The sequence below is a fragment of the Paenibacillus harenae genome, from assembly GCF_030812415.1.
Taxonomy (GTDB): domain Bacteria; phylum Bacillota; class Bacilli; order Paenibacillales; family Paenibacillaceae; genus Pristimantibacillus; species Pristimantibacillus harenae_A.
This window is the reverse complement of the sequence record NZ_JAUSST010000001.1, coordinates 212,196-228,232: the sequence shown is the minus strand read 5'-3', so window position 1 is coordinate 228,232 and position 16,037 is coordinate 212,196. Positions and strand designations below refer to the sequence as shown.

The 16,037-nt window shown below is 54.5% G+C and carries 12 protein-coding genes; all 12 read left to right on the top strand.

The annotated features are described in order from the left end of the window. The first annotated feature begins 184 nt into the window (after positions 1 to 184). Positions 185 to 1,579: a putative amidoligase domain-containing protein gene (locus J2T14_RS01005; protein ID WP_307466909.1), complete on the top strand. Its 1,395-nt coding sequence runs from the start codon at positions 185 to 187 to the stop codon at positions 1,577 to 1,579. Between the two features lie 408 nt (positions 1,580 to 1,987). After that, the gene (gene mutS / locus J2T14_RS01000; protein WP_307466906.1) at positions 1,988 to 4,666 is read left to right on the top strand and encodes a DNA mismatch repair protein MutS; all 2,679 of its coding nucleotides are present in this window, start codon (positions 1,988 to 1,990) and stop codon (positions 4,664 to 4,666) included. 26 nt (positions 4,667 to 4,692) lie between these two features. After that, positions 4,693 to 6,783, top strand: a complete 2,091-nt coding sequence (gene mutL, locus J2T14_RS00995; RefSeq protein WP_307466903.1) for a DNA mismatch repair endonuclease MutL — start codon at positions 4,693 to 4,695, stop codon at positions 6,781 to 6,783. After that, positions 6,780 to 7,562 carry a class I SAM-dependent methyltransferase gene (locus tag J2T14_RS00990; protein WP_307466900.1) on the top strand — a complete coding sequence of 261 codons (783 nt, stop codon included), beginning with the start codon at positions 6,780 to 6,782 and terminating at the stop codon, positions 7,560 to 7,562. Before mutL ends, J2T14_RS00990 begins: the two co-directional genes overlap by 4 nt. After that, positions 7,552 to 8,568 carry a tRNA (adenosine(37)-N6)-dimethylallyltransferase MiaA gene (miaA, locus tag J2T14_RS00985; RefSeq protein ID WP_307466896.1) on the top strand — a complete coding sequence of 339 codons (1,017 nt, stop codon included), beginning with the start codon at positions 7,552 to 7,554 and terminating at the stop codon, positions 8,566 to 8,568. The genes J2T14_RS00990 and miaA overlap by 11 nt, the downstream gene beginning before the upstream one ends. 17 nt (positions 8,569 to 8,585) lie before the next feature. Continuing rightward, a complete protein-coding gene (hfq, locus tag J2T14_RS00980; protein WP_307201349.1) occupies positions 8,586 to 8,831 on the top strand; it encodes an RNA chaperone Hfq in 246 nt (81 codons plus the stop codon). Positions 8,832 to 8,979: 148 nt separating this feature from the next. Continuing rightward, positions 8,980 to 11,505, top strand: coding sequence for a PBP1A family penicillin-binding protein (locus J2T14_RS00975; protein WP_307466893.1), 2,526 nt, complete (start codon positions 8,980 to 8,982; stop codon positions 11,503 to 11,505). Next, positions 11,505 to 12,140: a peptidylprolyl isomerase gene (locus J2T14_RS00970; protein ID WP_307466890.1), complete on the top strand. Its 636-nt coding sequence runs from the start codon at positions 11,505 to 11,507 to the stop codon at positions 12,138 to 12,140. The genes J2T14_RS00975 and J2T14_RS00970 overlap by 1 nt, the downstream gene beginning before the upstream one ends. 234 nt (positions 12,141 to 12,374) lie before the next feature. Continuing rightward, positions 12,375 to 12,932 (top strand): DUF402 domain-containing protein, encoded by a 558-nt coding sequence (locus J2T14_RS00965; RefSeq protein ID WP_307201343.1) that lies wholly within the window; start codon positions 12,375 to 12,377, stop codon positions 12,930 to 12,932. Continuing rightward, positions 12,929 to 13,603 (top strand): YdcF family protein, encoded by a 675-nt coding sequence (locus J2T14_RS00960; RefSeq protein ID WP_307466888.1) that lies wholly within the window; start codon positions 12,929 to 12,931, stop codon positions 13,601 to 13,603. Before J2T14_RS00965 ends, J2T14_RS00960 begins: the two co-directional genes overlap by 4 nt. A 103-nt stretch (positions 13,604 to 13,706) precedes the next feature. Next, the gene (locus J2T14_RS00955) at positions 13,707 to 14,696 is read left to right on the top strand and encodes an AAA family ATPase (protein WP_307466885.1); all 990 of its coding nucleotides are present in this window, start codon (positions 13,707 to 13,709) and stop codon (positions 14,694 to 14,696) included. 34 nt (positions 14,697 to 14,730) lie between these two features. Beyond that, a complete protein-coding gene (gene hflX / locus J2T14_RS00950; protein WP_307466881.1) occupies positions 14,731 to 16,020 on the top strand; it encodes a GTPase HflX in 1,290 nt (429 codons plus the stop codon). Positions 16,021 to 16,037: the final 17 nt, after the last annotated feature.

The following is a 16,037-nucleotide window of genomic DNA, read 5'->3' as shown; positions in this document are numbered from 1 at the left end:
TAAGCGCAAATGCACTCTCACGATGCGGTTATATACCCAGCCTCTCTCTGTAAGATCAAATATGTCCTCATACGGGATTGAAAGCGGGCTGAGCATAAGCTCATGTACAGGCACAGTTGCTGATTTGAGTGCTTTCAACGTTGGCAGCTCGAAGGAAAATTTGCGCGGCAAAGGCGGCGAGAGGATGGGCTCGACATGGATATGGCGCGGCAATTACGATCGGATGGAGCTGGTAGATCCGGCCGGCCGGCTTCACCGATCAGCAGGCGAGCGCGAAGGGAAACCGTTGTCGGCGCAAGGCTGGACGGCCGTGAAGGAAGGCGACGCCGTTATCGTCTGGAGCGATTCGCGACCGTTCGACGAGAGCCGCTTCCCCAACGTATGGATACTTAATGTCAAAGCGGCGCAATCCGCACGCATGGATGGCGCGGCAAAGGAGCGTATGTGGAAACGCGCCGGTCTTATCGGAAAACCGCTGGAGAGCGTTCGCGTTTACTTGGTGCGCGTGTTTCATTTGGATGCGTTATCGGTGGAGAGGCTCGAAACCTCAGGCAAACCGATCGCCGGTCGGCTCGCGACTGACGATCCGTTGATTCGGCGGGTGGTCCGCGCCGCCGTGCAAGGGTTGTATGCGCTCGGCCTCGATATCGGCGAGGCCGAGGTGGCGCTTGGCGGGGACGGGCGAACTGCCGTCCGATCGATTTGGCCGCAGTTGCGGAATGCGCAACTGGAGGCAGAGGCGGCGCAGCGTTTCGCCGCTTGGTATGCGGCGGAGAGGGCGGAACGAGCGGATCGGCTGCCGCTGTTGATCGGCGCCGATCCGGAGTTTGCGCTGGTGACGCCGGCGGGGCGGATAGCGGCGGCGTCGCGTTTCTTCGGCGCGGCCACGGGCGGCGCAGCGGGCGCGGACGCGATGCTTGTCGGGCGACGGCTGCTGTATCCCGTCGCCGAGTTGCGCCCCGAGCCGGCCGCCGACCCGGCCGCGCTCGCCGCGGGCGTACGGCGCTTGCTGCTCCGCGCCGCGCGGCGGATCGGCGACCCCTCGCTGCGCTGGGCCGCCGGAGCCATGCCCGTGCCGGGGCTAGCGCTCGGCGGGCACATCCATCTCAGCGGAGCGCCGCTTACAACGCGCTTGCTCCGCCTGCTCGACAGCTTCGCGGCATTCCCGCTCGCTCTCATCGAAGACCCCGCCGGGCGAGGCCGCCGTCCCCGTTACGGAACGCTCGGGGACTATCGGATGCAGCCGCATGGCGGCTTCGAATACCGGACGCTGCCGAGCTGGCTCGTCTCGCCGGCAGCGGCGAAGGGCGCCTTCGCGCTTGCGCTACTATGCGCGCGCGAGGCGTGGACATTGCCATACATTCCGGCTCTCGAGGAGCGGTATGTCGAAGCGTATTACGCCGGCGACCGCGCGGAGCTTGCCGGCTGCCTGGACCGGATCGCCGCGAGCTTAACCGCCGCGGCGAGCTGGCGTGAGCTCGCGCCATACATCGAGCCGCTGCTGGATGCGGCCCGCCGCGGCGCGAGCTGGGACGAGAAAGCGGACATCCGCCTGAAGTGGCGCATCCCTTTGAATTAGCTGCGCAAGCCATCCCTTCCGCCAATTCATCCTGGCGCGAAGCGGTGGCTTATTCTCTTTCGCGGTCTGTTTCGAAGTAAGCGGAATTTCCCAACCAATGACTTCAAACTAACCATAGCAGCAAATCTTAAGTGGATTTTTTCGTCTTAACCATTCAAATATATGGACTACTGAGCTTATTACGCGTCTCAACTCTTGAAAAAGTCGTATTTCCCGACTTAGCGACTTCAAACGAGCCATAACTGTGCCTAAAGTGGAACTTTCCATCTTATCCCTGACCTCCCCCGTTTCTCTATGATGATATGGCGTACATCTGTTCCGCTTGGTATAATAAAAGTCTATTGTTTACGTTACCCGGAGACTGGATCAACCTGCCATACTCCCGCATTGCCCATGAGGAGGCTCGAAATGTCAACCTATACCCCGATGATTCAACAATATCTTGCCGTTAAGGAGCAAGCGAAGGACGCGTTTTTGTTTTTTCGCTTAGGCGACTTCTATGAAATGTTTTTCGACGATGCGATCAACGCTTCGCGCGAACTTGAAATAACGTTGACCGGCCGCGATGGCGGAACGGATCAGAAAATACCGATGTGCGGCGTTCCCCATCATTCCGCGGAAAACTACATAAGCAGGCTGGTCGAGAAAGGATATAAGGTAGCCGTTTGCGAACAGGTCGAAGATCCTGCCGCATCGAAGGGCGTCGTGCGGCGCGAGATTGTTCGAATCATAACGCCTGGCACGGTGATGGAGACCAAGTCGCTCGAGGGCAAGACGAACAATTTTATCGTTGCCGTAGTCAATGCGAACGGGATGCTTGGCTTGTCTGCCTGCGACCTGTCGACGGGCGAGCTGTACGTAACGTCCGTGCCCGAACAGCTTGAAGCGCTTATTGACGAGATCAACGTTTATCAGCCTGCCGAGATTGTCGGCGATTCCGATTTGATGGACGAGCTTCAAGGTGCGGCCGTATGGAATCGGCAATTGCTGCTTACGGCACGCGAGCCGATGGAACAAAACAAGCTGCAGCAGCATTTCAAGCCCGGCGAGCTGGACGGCCTGTCCGAAGCGAGGCTCCTTGCCGTCAGCGTGCTAACGGGCTACCTTGACGAGACTCAGAAGCGCTCATTAGGCCATGTGCAGACGATCAGTTCTTACGAACCGAATCAATATATGATATTGGATCATTATACGCGCCGCAATCTGGAGCTTACGGAGACGGTCCGGGACCGCAGCAAGAAAGGCTCTTTGCTCTGGCTGCTGGATCGCACACAAACGTCGATGGGAGCACGGATGCTGCGCAGATGGATCGACAAGCCGCTCCTTAGCAAGTCGGTTATCGATGCAAGATTGGACGCGGTGGAGGAGCTGTACCGCAATCTTATCCTGAGGGAAGATATCCGCTCCGAGCTGCAGCCGATTTACGATCTTGAGCGGTTGGTCGGCAGAGTTGCCTTCGGCAGCGCGAACGGCCGCGATCTGAACGCGCTTAAGAGCTCGCTGCGCCGGATTCCGGGATTGGCTGCGCTTTGCGGTCAATCGGGTTCGGAGATGCTGCGCGCGCTCGTCGCCGGTGTCGACGATTGCGCCGACCTGGCCGATATGATCGATACGGTCATCGTTGAAGAGCCGCCTGTGACGATACGCGAAGGCGGGCTTATTCGCGCGGGCTACGATGCCTACCTCGACCAATTGCGCGAAGCCAGCACGAATGGCAAGCGCTGGCTTGCCGAGCTGGAGCGCCAGGAGCGGGAAGCAACGGGCATCAAGTCGCTGAAGATCGGCTATAACAAGGTGTTCGGCTACTTTTTGGAAGTATCCAAATCGAACCTGTCGATGCTGCCTGAAGGCCGTTACGAGCGCAAGCAGACGCTTGCGAATGCGGAACGTTTCGTAACGCCGGAGCTCAAGGAAAAGGAACGCCTCATTCTCGAAGCCGAGGATAAAATGGTCGACCTGGAGTACGAGAAGTTCATCGAGCTGCGCGATCATCTGTCGTTGCATCTGCACCGGCTGCAGCGCGCCGCGGCTATAATCGCCGAGATTGACGCCTATCAATCGCTGGCGCATGTAAGCGCGGAGCGTCGATTCTCGCGTCCTCAGATCAATGAAGCCTATGACCTGCAGATCGAAGACGGCCGCCATCCCGTCGTTGAAGCGATGATGGACGGCACGCCGTTCATTGCCAACGGAACATCTTTGCGCAAGGAAGATCAGTGGATGCTGCTTATAACCGGCCCGAATATGGCCGGCAAAAGCACCTATATGCGCCAAGTCGCGCTCATCTGCATCATGGCTCAGATCGGATGCTTCGTTCCTGCCAAGTCGGCCGTTATTCCGCTTATCGATCGGATCTTCACCCGGATCGGGGCTGCGGACGATCTGATCGGCGGTCAAAGCACGTTCATGGTCGAGATGAAGGACATTCAGATCATGACCGAAAAAGCTTCGGCGAGCAGCCTTGTCATTATTGACGAGCTTGGTCGAGGTACATCGACGGGCGAGGGAATGGCGATCGCCCAAGCGGTTATCGAATACGTTCATCATCATATCGGCTGCAAAGCGCTTGTATCGACTCACTTCCACGAGTTGGCGCATCTGGAAGATTCGCTTCCGGCACTAGCGAACGCGCGGATGGCAGTCGAGGAGAGCGGCGACAACGTCACCTTCCTTCGCAAGCTGATATCCGGCGCGGCCAGCACGAGCTACGGCATCTATTGCGCGCAGCTTGCCGGACTTCCGCAATCGATCATTGGCCGTGCATACGAGCTTCTTGATGGAGCGGAGCATGCGTCTCCACCGGCTCCAATACAAGCAGCCGGCAATCCGGCCTCATCTATCGAAGCCGTAGCAGAAACCGCCGCAAGCTATGAACCGACTGCCGCTTTATCGGCTTCGGCAACCGTCGTACAGCTGTCGATCTTCGATGAGCCCGCGCATGCTGCCACGCAAGATCAGTCGAAGCGCAAAGTCAGTCCGAAGGCGGAACTGCTTGCCGAGCAATTGCGAAAACTGGATTTGTTTAATTTAACGCCGATGCAAGCGATGCAGTGGCTGAATGATATGAAGAGCAAGCTGAACGACTAATCGCGAAGGGAGGTCATGCAGGCGTTATGGGAAAAATCAAAATACTGGACGAGCAGCTTGCCAATCAGATCGCGGCAGGCGAGGTTGTTGAGCGGCCTGCCGCCGTCATTAAAGAACTGGTCGAGAACGCCATTGACGCGGGAAGCACGACGATCGACATCACGATCGAAGAGGGCGGCCTTACGTTAATGCGCGTCGTTGATAATGGCTACGGCATTGAAGCATCGGATATTTTGACGGCGTTTCAGCGTCACGCCACGAGCAAAATATCGACGAGCAGCGATCTGTTCAAAATCGCCAGCCTCGGCTTCCGGGGGGAGGCGCTGCCGAGTATCGCGGCGGTATCGCGACTATCCTGTACATCGGCCGACACCGATACGGGGCTTGCGAGACAGATCGTGATCGAAGGCGGCAACGTGACCGTCAACGAGCCGGCCAATGCGCCGCAAGGCACGGATATGACCGTTCGGGATTTGTTTTATAACACGCCCGCAAGGCTCAAATACATGAAAGCGATCCAGACGGAGCTTGGTCATATTTCCGACTATGTGAACCGGATCGCGCTGGCTCATCCGGGCGTCGCTTTTACATTCAAGCATAACGGCAGCACGCTGCTGCAAACGCTTGGAACAGGCGACCGTCTGCAAGTTATCGCGGCTATATACGGTACGAACACAGCCAAGGCGATGCTGGCTGTCGAAGCGGAAAGCTCCGATTACGAGCTTCGCGGCTATATCTCGAGGCCTGAGCTGACCAGAGCAAACCGCAATGGGATTACGGCGATCGTGAACGGCCGTTATATACGAAGCCATGCCATCAATCAATCGTTGCTTCAAGCTTATCATACGCTTCTGCCAATCAACCGTTTTCCGCTAGCGGTCATCGAGCTTGGCATGCATCCGAGCTTGCTCGATGTGAACGTTCATCCATCGAAGATGGAGGTCCGGTTCAGCAAGGAAGCCGAGCTTCGCATGCTGCTCGAAGATGCGATTCGCAAGGTACTCGGCAAGCAGCGTTACATCCCGGGTCCGGACGCAGGGAAGCAGGAGCGCTCCAAGCCGCTATTCGTTCAGGATGCGATATCGTTTCATCGGCCTGAGGATCAGCTCTCATCTTCGCTGCCTTCCATTGCCGAGATAGCGGCTTCCAGCCAGCGCGAATCGAGACCGGCTGAGGGTCCGTCTCGCGCCGACTCGTCCTCTTGGGCGAAGCCGCAATCGCCGGCTTCTTCGCGTCCAAGCACGCATTCGGCACCTTACTCCGCCAGCGCCGATAAGGAGTATGTGCCGCGCGATGCAACAAGTAGGCTCTATTCACCCCAAAATATCGAAAAGCAACCGAATGGTATAATCCGGGAAGCTTCGGCTCCATGGCCGCAGCACCCCCCCGACTTGGAAGCAGGTGCGAGCGGTGTTCAGCATATCCCGCAAGCAAACGACTATCAACCGGAATATGATTCAGGCCAGTTCTCCGGCGATCGAGCTTTAAGCCAAACTGCCGGGCACTTGCCCGATGAAGGGGAGAAATCAACCTTTCCCGAACTTCACTGGATCGGTCAGCATCATGGGACGTATATCGTGGCGCAGGCGGACGATGGGCTGTATTTGATCGATCAGCATGCGGCGCATGAGCGGATCAACTACGAATACTATTACCGGAAGTTCGGCAATCCCGAAGCGGCAAGCCAGCAATTGCTCGTTCCGTTAACGCTGGAGTTTACGCCGGGCGAAGCATCGCAGCTTCGCGAGCAGCTTCATTTGTTCGCGGAGGCGGGCGTAGAGGTTGAGCCGTTCGGCTCGCAGACATTCCTCGTCCGTTCCTATCCGGAGTGGATGCCAAGCGGCGAAGAAAAAGCGATCATCGAAGAAATGGCCGAGCTGCTCATGGCCGAACGAAAGTCGATCGATATTGCGAAGCTGCGCGAGAAGGCGGCCATCATGTGCTCCTGCAAGGCATCGATCAAAGCCAACGACCGGATGAACCGCGAGGAAGGCGACGCCCTGCTCAGCCGTCTTGGCGCATGCAAGCAGCCTTACACCTGTCCGCATGGGCGTCCTATTATCGTGCATCTATCGACCTATCAGTTGGAAAAGATGTTCAAACGGGTGATGTCATGATCGTTACGACGGCGCCTAACCCGTCGGATCGAGCGGCTGAGCAGGCGGAGCGGCTTGCCTTAGAGCTATCCGCGAAGCCTATGCTTCGTCGCAATCTTTCCGTGCGCAAGCTGGTTCAGATGAGCGGCGATGGACGGCTCATCGTTGTAACGGAGAATGAAGTGCGTTATTATGAGGGACAAAGCGATTCACCGTTGTATTTCCATCCCAGCATGGCGTTCGTTCGGGTGAAACGGCTTCGCAAGGGGGAACCCGACCCGCTAATTGCGCTATCCGGCTGCCAAGCAGGCGATTATGTCGTGGATTGTACGGCGGGCTTCGCCTCCGATGCGCTTGTATTCTCCTATGCGGCAGGCGAGAGCGGCCGCATTGATGCCATCGAGAGCGAAGCGGTTATATGCGCGATCGTACGGGAAGGCTTGGCCGCTTACCGGTCGACCTTAGAGGATGTTGACGCAGCGATGCGCAGAATCCGGATGATACACGGGAATCACTTGGATTATTTGAAGTCATTGCCTGACCGAAGCGTCGATATCGTTTATTTCGACCCGATGTTCAGGCAGCCGGTTCACGAGTCCAGCTCGATGGAGCCTCTGCGCACGATCGCCAATATGAACGAACTGTCGGAGCAATCGGTTGCCGAAGCGGTACGAGTTGCCCGCAAAACCGTTCTTATGAAAGAGCATCAAGCGAGCGGCGAATTCGCGAGGCTCGGCTTCGAACGCCGGCATGTCAACACGTCGAAAATCGCATATGGAGTGATACAGATTGGAAAATAACGCGAGCGGGAGGGAGCGGGATTACGAAGGAGCAAGCAAGCGCAAGCAGCCTCTGCTCGTGTTGATCGGCCCGACGGCAGTCGGCAAAACCCGCACCAGCCTCGATATTGCGAAGGCATGGAATGCCGAGATTATATCTGGCGATTCGATGCAAGTATACCGGGGAATGGACATCGGTACGGCAAAGCTGCCGCTGGAAGAACGCGAAGGCATCCCTCATCATCTGATCGATATTTGCGATCCCGATTATTCGTATTCGGTTGCCGACTTTCAGACGGAGGCGGTCAAATGCATCGAAGACATCGCGAGCCGGGGCAAGCTTCCCTTCATCGTGGGCGGAACGGGGCTGTACATAGAATCGGTTTGCTATCAATATCAGTTCGCCGAGATGGGCTCCGATGAATCTTTCCGCAGCGAGATGGAACGGTTCGCTCAGGAGCACGGGGCGGAGGCGCTTCATGAACGGCTAAGAGCGATCGATCCTCCGGCGGCCGGACGCCTTCACCCTAACGATCAGCGACGAGTCATTCGCGCCCTTGAGGTTTTTCATTTGACAGGCCAAACATTCAGCGAGCAACAAGCCGGGCAGTTAAAAGAGTCGCCCTATGAGCTGTGCATCGTAGGCCTTACGCTGGATCGCCCGGAGCTCTATCGCAGAATCGAGCAGCGCGTCGATCTCATGATGGAGCAAGGGCTGGTCGCAGAGGTCGAGCGTCTTATGAAGGAGCATAATCTGCCGCCGGGAACCGTATCGATGCAGGGGCTTGGCTACAAAGAGATCGTTGATTATTTGCAAGGCGAATGCTCGCTTAATGCAGCCGTAGAGCGGCTTAAGAGAGACACGAGAAGATTCGCCAAGCGTCAATTATCGTGGTTCAGGCATATGAAAGACATCCAGTGGATCGATATGGGGGAAAATTTTCACAACAATTTGACCTCGATTCATGATATAATAGCAGGAAAGCTTCAAGTCAATCTTGAATATACTTCTAATCAATCTCTTTAAGACGGGGGTAACGTCCAATGAACAAATCAATCAATATTCAAGATACGTTCTTAAACCAACTTCGCAAAGACAGCATACCGGTCACGGTTTTTTTGATGAATGGCTTTCAAATCCGGGGCGTTATTAAAGCATTCGATAACTTTACGATCATTATTGACAGCGAAGGCCGTCAACAAATGGTTTATAAGCATGCGATATCGACGTTTACCCCGCAGCGCAACGTATCGCTCATGCAGCAGGATCAGAGCGGCTCGGACGCTTAGATCGGCAGTATGTGAAACTTTCTAATAAGGTGTCACGTTTAATTAGATAGCGGCATGCAGGAGCAACCCGCTCGTAGCTGGGTTGCTCTTTTCATTTCGCGGGAAAAATAACAGAGACAGCATACGGATGGCAGGAGGGGAATCAGCAATGGCTGAACAACCACGAAGAAAGACCGCAACAAAAAAAGGAAAAAAGAAAAAGATATCGGGTCGCAAATTGTTTTTTGGATTATTTTTTACCGTCGTAATCGCAATCGTCTGCGGCATCATCGGCTATCTGTTCATTGTTTTGAACGGCGAGCGCATCTTAGCGGATAACGGAAGCAAGCTCAATTTCGGTGAGGCATCCATTATTTACGACAAGAACGACAACGAGATTGCAAAGCTTTACGATGCAAATGAGAAACGAGAGATTGCGGAATTTTCGGAAATACCGCAAATCATGTTCGATGCGATCGTAGCGACGGAGGACCAGCGTTTCTTCGAGCATTCCGGCATCGACTTCTTCGCGATCGGACGGGCCGTCGTAAAGGACGTCATCGCAAGAAGCGCCGTAGAAGGAGGCAGTACGATCACCCAGCAGCTCGCCAAGAACGTATTCCTTACTGCGGACAAAACCTTTTTCCGAAAAGCGACGGAAGCATCGATCGCGGTGGCGCTGGAGCATCAAATGTCCAAACAAGATATCCTTACGATGTATTTGAACCGGATATTTTTTGGTGGACAGGTATACGGGATTAAGCGGGCGGCTGAGGTTTACTTCGATACGGAGCTCAAAGACTTGGAGCTATGGCAGGTTGCCACTCTTGCAGCTATGCCGAAGGCGCCTAACAGTTACAATCCTCTCAAGCACCCAGAGGACTCGAAGTCGCGTAGAGGGGTCGTTCTGAAGCTTATGTACGATCAGAAGTATATTACGCTGGAACAGATGGAAGAAGCGAAGGCCGTCGATTACGTACCGCCCGCGAATCTGGAGCAAGACCAGTCTAGCATTTATCAAGCCTACGTCGATTACGTCGTTGAGGAAGCGATCGAGAAGACGAAGCTATCTGAGGAAGAGCTGCGTATCGGAGGATACCATATTTATACGTCGCTCGACCAGCAAGCTCAGAAAGCGGTCGACACCGCCTTCAACAACGACGACAACTTCGAGGAAAGCGTCGATGATCAGAAATCGCAAGCGGCGATGATCATTATGGATCATCGCGACGGAACGATTCAAGCGATGGCCGGCGGGCGCGACTACGTGATAAAGGGGACGAATCGCGCCGTAGCGAAACGCCAGAGCGGATCGACGATCAAGCCGATCTCGGTTTACGGACCGGCAATCGCAACAGGCGATTATTATCCTTGGACCGTTCTCGAAAACGACAAGGAATGTTTTGGCGATTATTGTCCTCGAGACAGGTGGGGACCAGTCCCTGTATCGATGAAGCAAGCGATAAAGGACTCCCGCAACTTGGCAGCCGTATGGACGTTGAACCAGATCGGCGTTAAGCGCGGCCTGGACTACGCGAAAAAATTCGGGCTAGAGCCGACGGACGAGAATAATAATCTTGCCATTGCGCTTGGAACGATCGAAGCAACTCCGCTGCAGATGGCAACGGCGTACAGTATATTTGCCAACGGCGGAAAATCGGTCGACGCCCACGCCATTGTTAAGATCGAAGGTGGCAAAGGATCCGGTTATACGTATAAAGCGCCGCCTGCGAAGCAGGTAATTCCTATAGAGCAAGCATGGTACATGACCGAAATGCTGCAAGCTGTCGTAGAGACCGGAGGCTCCGGCGTGAAAGCGAATTTCGGCCGCGCCCTGGCAGGGAAAACGGGAACGACGCAGTTCGGATCGGGCGATTACGGCATACGCGATGCATGGTTCGTCGGGTACACGCCGGAGTGGACAGCGGCTGTCTGGATGGGATACGATTATACGGATGAGAAGCACTTGCTCCAAAAGGGCAGTCCTCAAGCTGCGGCTTTCTTCTCCAAGGTCATGAAATCGGCGATGAAGGGAATGGCCGAGACCAGCTTCAATCAACCGGGAGGCGTGAAGGACGAGAAGCCGCCGGAAGGCATTCAGAACTTCGCTGCGGTGTACTTGCCGGAAGAGGCAAAGGTTCAACTGTCATGGGATCCGCTTGAAGAAGACGGCATGACGTATCAGATTTACCGCAAGGAAGCTTCCGAGACGGAGTTTATCCGCTTCGTCGATTCGCTTACAACAACAGCTGTCGACGATATGAGCGTATTCCCTGGCATGACTTATGAGTATTACGTAACGGCTTATGATGCAGAGGCCGACCAGGAAGGTACGCCATCGGCTACGGTGAAGGTCGCCGTACCGGAGGCGGAGATCGAAATTCCGGATATTCCGATGGAACCGACGCCAAGTGACGACGTCGATCCGGGAGACGACGGAAGTACGGAGCCGGGCAATGGCAATAACGGAAACGGCAATGGAAATGGCAATGGTAACGGAAATGGCAACGGCAACGGTGGGTCAGAGTTGCCAGAAGGCGAAACACAACAGCCAGGCAATTCGGGTGATAATACCGGAGAGCCTACCCCTACCCCTGATGCAGGAGGCGACGGTCAGAACGGCAGCCCGGACATTAGCAATACGCTAGGAGATGTAGGGGAGGGCGGCAATACGGCAGAAACGGGTGGGTTGTAATGAGTATAGGAATGAAAGCCAGCTTTGCCGGCTTGATCGTTCTGCTCGCTGCAGCGTTGACATTGGCAGGCTGCGGCGGGAAGTCGGATACCGGCAAGGTTGGCGATACACAGAAGACGATGAGCTGGGACAAGATGCCTGAAATGACGATTGATCTCAACAAAGAGTACTCCGCTACATTCGTTACGAGCAAGGGCAACTTCACCGTCAAGCTATTCGCTAACGAAGCGCCGGTTACGGTGAACAACTTTATTTTTCTAGTCAATGAACGGTTCTACGAGGGACTTAGCTTTCATCGCATCATTGAATCCTACATGATAATGGCTGGCGATCCGAAGGGTGACGGAACGGGAACGCCTGGCTACACCATTCCCGATGAGCTCGACACCGACTTGAAGTACGAGCCTGGTGTGCTTGCAATGATGAACGCGAGCGCTCCGAACACCGGGGGAAGTCAATTTTTCATTTGCACGGGCGATGATGCCGCCAACTTGAACCAAGCGCCGAACTATTCGATCTTCGGCAAGGTGGCGAGCGGGATGGACGTCGTACAGGCTATCGCGAAGACGCCGGTGAAGGATAGCAAACCGGCGGACACGATCGTCATTGAATCGATCGCGATTCACGAATCATAAGAATATAGGGATCGTCGTCCTCTGAGGACGGCGATTTTTGCTTTTTGTAAAGGCACTGCTTGGTTTATTTTCATAGTCCGCTGGAGATGAGCGTTAAGATATGGTAATCTTTTTTTATAGTGTAAATTTAGGTGCTGATGATCGTATGGTGGACGCGGGCTTGATCACGAGAAAAGAGGAGCATTCGCATTCATTTGCGGGCTTTTCCCAAATGAACGGAAAGGTACGTTCCGTATGAAGAGAAAATTTTCTGACCGAGCCAACTGGAGGCGCATCCTGCGTAAGAGCTATTCATGCCTAGCGCTGGATGGCGACGAGTTCAAAGGTCTCGTTACGTTTTACCGCATACATGAGCTGCGCGAACCGCTGTGGAAAGAATACAACGGACGACGTTATTGCTTGGCGGATCGCGGGTATTTGTGGATGCAGCACTTTCCGAAGGGCGAGCATTTCGTCGTGACGACGATGTTCGACGATAAGGGCAGAGTCGTGCAATGGTATATCGACGTATGCAAGACGCAAGGCTTAACCGATCAACAAGTTCCTTGGTTCGATGATCTATACCTGGATGTCGTTGTGCTGCCTAGCGGTGAAGTGTTCCTCATGGATGAGGATGAGCTGGAAGACGCCCATCGATCCGGAGATGTGAACAACAAGGATGTTGCTCTTGCTCGCAAGACGGCAGGCCGGTTGCTCTCAAGCATTCGTAACGGCAGATTCCGGTACTTCACGCTTAGCTTAAAGCACCGGAAGAGCTTGATGGAACGGGCCGGGGAGCTTAGCGAATCGTGAAGGCGGCCGCACAGAAGAAGGGCAGACCACGCAGACGAACGAACAAGTTTCGGCCGTGGCTGCTCTTGTTTCGTTTGTCGGCATGGCTATTTGTCGCTTTAGTACTTTGGTGCGGTTATTTATTGTGGTTAATTAATAACCATGTTAATCAAGATTTCGCACCTGCCGATGCCGGCATTGTGCTAGGCGCTGCGATGTGGGGGGATGCTCCTAGCCCCGCGTTACGGGAAAGACTAGAATACGCTTATCGGTTGTATGAGGACGGCAAAGTAGACAAGCTTATCTTATCGGGCGGACACGACGCGAACGGCGCAACGAAGTCGGAAGCGGAAGGCATGCGCGACTATCTTTTGGCAAAAGGTATAAGAGGCGACAAGCTGTTGCTAGAGGACAAGTCGCACAGCACGTATGAAAATTTGCTCAATAGCCAAGCTATTGCAAATGACAATAATTATTCAAGCGTCATTATCATCACGCATGATTATCATGCGGCGAGAGCGGCATCGATCGCGAAACGCTTGAAATTCGCCGATGCGCAGGTTGCGGGGACGAAGTCTGAGGTGCTGAACCCGGTCTACAATGAAACGCGAGAGGTGCTCGCCTTTACGAAATGGAAGCTCGATTCGATGCTTTTGCTATTCGGGCTCCGCTCACCTGATCCCATGCTGTAAATCTGCTAATAAGCGCAGGCAAGCTAGAATAAGCTTGTAGTGCGGGCAGCCGTTACCATAAGGCGTTAACCGTTTACGCTTGAAAGGATTGGTGATGCGACAGATGAACGGACATGTTGTAACGGGCACGAGCAGCGGATCTACTAGACCGTCTCGCCAAATTAATGTGGTGCTCCGTAGCCAAGAGCCGGTGGTGCAAGGGGCCGCGGCAGCGCAAGCATACGAAGCGGAGCCGCAATTGGCCGTCAAGCCGTTGCCGAGCGTGGACCATTTTGCCGATATTCAGAAAGAGCTTGAGCCAATGGTCGGCATGGATAACGTCAAATCGTTAGTATATGAAATATATGCGCTGCTGTATGTGAGCAGAATGCGCTCGGAAGCGGGTTTGTTTGGCGGTTCGCACGTGTATCACATGATTTTCAAGGGCAATCCCGGCACAGGCAAGACGACGATTGCGAGAATTGTTGCTAAGCTGCTGCAGAAGATGGGCGTGTTGACGAAAGGGCATTTGATCGAAGTGGAGCGTGCCGACCTGGTTGGCGAATATATCGGGCATACGGCGCAGAAAACGCGGGATCTCGTGCGCAAGGCGATTGGCGGCGTCCTGTTCATTGACGAGGCCTATAGTCTCGCACGCGGAGGGGAGAAGGATTTCGGCAAGGAAGCGATTGATACGTTGGTCAAGGCGATGGAGGATCATCGCAACCAATTCGTCCTTATACTTGCGGGTTATCCTGCGGAGATTGAGAACTTCCTGTTAACGAATCCGGGCTTGCCGTCGCGATTTCCGATTCAAATCGAATTTCCCGACTATTCGATCGACCAACTCGTCCAGATTGCCGAGATAATGGCGAAGGATCGGGATTATGTGCTTCAGCCGCAGTCGATCTTCAAGCTTCGCCAGCATCTGATGCAAGAGAAGCTCAATGCGATGTTCTCTTTCAGCAACGCCCGGTATGTACGCAATACGATCGAGAAGGCGATTCGCTATCAAGCGGTTCGTCTCCTTAGCCAATATGCCAGCTCCATTCCCGGCAAGCAGGAGTTAATGACCATTCGGCCAGAGGATTTGAGATGGGAGTCGAAAACGTAATTCATGAATTCATGAGCCCTAAGAGGAGCGAAATATGAGCGAAAGAACCTTCGACACGAATACCGGCTTTAAAGAAAAAGCGATCCTGATTACGCTCGTTACCTCGGATAACAAACGAACCGGCGGCGACCCCGAGCTTTCCTTGCAGGAGCTCGAACAACTGGCAGAGACGGCTGGCGTAGAAGTGTTGACTACGATTAGGCAAAATAAAGACACGGCCGATTCCAGATGGTTTATCGGCAAGGGCAAGGTACAAGAGGTTAAGGCGGTCGCCGAAGAGCTTGGCGCCACAACCGCTATCTTCGATCAGGAGCTGTCCGGTGCGCAAGTGCGCAATCTCGAAGAGTCGCTCGATCTGAAGATCGTTGACCGCACGCAGCTTATCCTCGATATTTTTGCCGGTCGGGCGAAGACGAGAGAGGGCATTATTCAAGTGGAGCTGGCACAGCTAAGCTACTTGCTTCCACGTTTGTCCGGCCATGGAAAAAATCTGTCTAGGCTCGGCGGAGGCATCGGTACGAGGGGGCCGGGCGAATCGAAGCTGGAGATGGACCGCCGTCATATCCGCGGACGAATCGCTGATTTGAAGGCCCAGCTTGAAGAAGTCGTGCGCCATCGCAAGCTGCACCGGGAGCGCCGCAAGAAGGCTGGCGTTACGCAAGTGGCGCTTGTCGGCTATACGAACGCAGGCAAGTCGACATTGTTGCGCGAGTTGACGGAAGCAGACGTCTTTGTCGAGAACCAATTGTTCGCAACGCTCGATCCGACATCGCGCACGCTTGAATTGCCGAATGGAAGGGAAGTCATTTTGACTGACACGGTAGGCTTTATTCAGAACTTGCCGCATGATCTCGTAGCCGCATTCCGCGCAACGCTGGAGGAAGTCAATGAGGCCGACCTCGTCCTGCACATCATCGACAGCAACTCTCCAATGCGAGACGAACAAATTGCCGTCGTTGATCGGATTTTGGAGGAGCTCGGCTCTGCGGGTAAACCGCAAATCAGGGTTTATAACAAAAAGGATCTATTCCTTGCGAATAATAGCATTCATGCGCTGCCCCGTACGGCAGGCGATAATATAGTCATTAGCGCCTATGAAACGGAGGATCTTACGCTGCTTCGACAGAGTATTCAAGATAAGCTGACGGGCGATACGCTTGTGTTCGTCGTACCGGCCGATCGCGGCGACCTCATTGCCCTTGCCTACCGCAGCGGCGAGGTCGTTGAGCAGGAGGTAGGGGAAGACAGCTTAAGCTTAACTGTTCAAGTGAGCAGGCAGCAATATGCGCTTCATGGGCAGCCGTTGAATGAGTATGTGAAGTGAAGTAAAGATAATCTTGT

What these genes read in the sequence shown, in the direction of transcription:
- hfq (WP_307201349.1), top strand. Translation starts at nt 8,586, where the DNA reads ATGAACAAATCAATCAATATTCAAGATACGTTCTTAAACCAACTTCGC.
- J2T14_RS00955 (WP_307466885.1), top strand. Translation starts at nt 13,707, where the DNA reads ATGAACGGACATGTTGTAACGGGCACGAGCAGCGGATCTACTAGACCG.
- J2T14_RS00970 (WP_307466890.1), top strand. Translation starts at nt 11,505, where the DNA reads ATGAGTATAGGAATGAAAGCCAGCTTTGCCGGCTTGATCGTTCTGCTC.
- J2T14_RS00975 (WP_307466893.1), top strand. Translation starts at nt 8,980, where the DNA reads ATGGCTGAACAACCACGAAGAAAGACCGCAACAAAAAAAGGAAAAAAG.
- mutL (WP_307466903.1), top strand. Translation starts at nt 4,693, where the DNA reads ATGGGAAAAATCAAAATACTGGACGAGCAGCTTGCCAATCAGATCGCG.
- hflX (WP_307466881.1), top strand. Translation starts at nt 14,731, where the DNA reads ATGAGCGAAAGAACCTTCGACACGAATACCGGCTTTAAAGAAAAAGCG.
- J2T14_RS00965 (WP_307201343.1), top strand. Translation starts at nt 12,375, where the DNA reads ATGAAGAGAAAATTTTCTGACCGAGCCAACTGGAGGCGCATCCTGCGT.
- J2T14_RS00990 (WP_307466900.1), top strand. Translation starts at nt 6,780, where the DNA reads ATGATCGTTACGACGGCGCCTAACCCGTCGGATCGAGCGGCTGAGCAG.
- J2T14_RS01005 (WP_307466909.1), top strand. Translation starts at nt 185, where the DNA reads ATGGGCTCGACATGGATATGGCGCGGCAATTACGATCGGATGGAGCTG.
- mutS (WP_307466906.1), top strand. Translation starts at nt 1,988, where the DNA reads ATGTCAACCTATACCCCGATGATTCAACAATATCTTGCCGTTAAGGAG.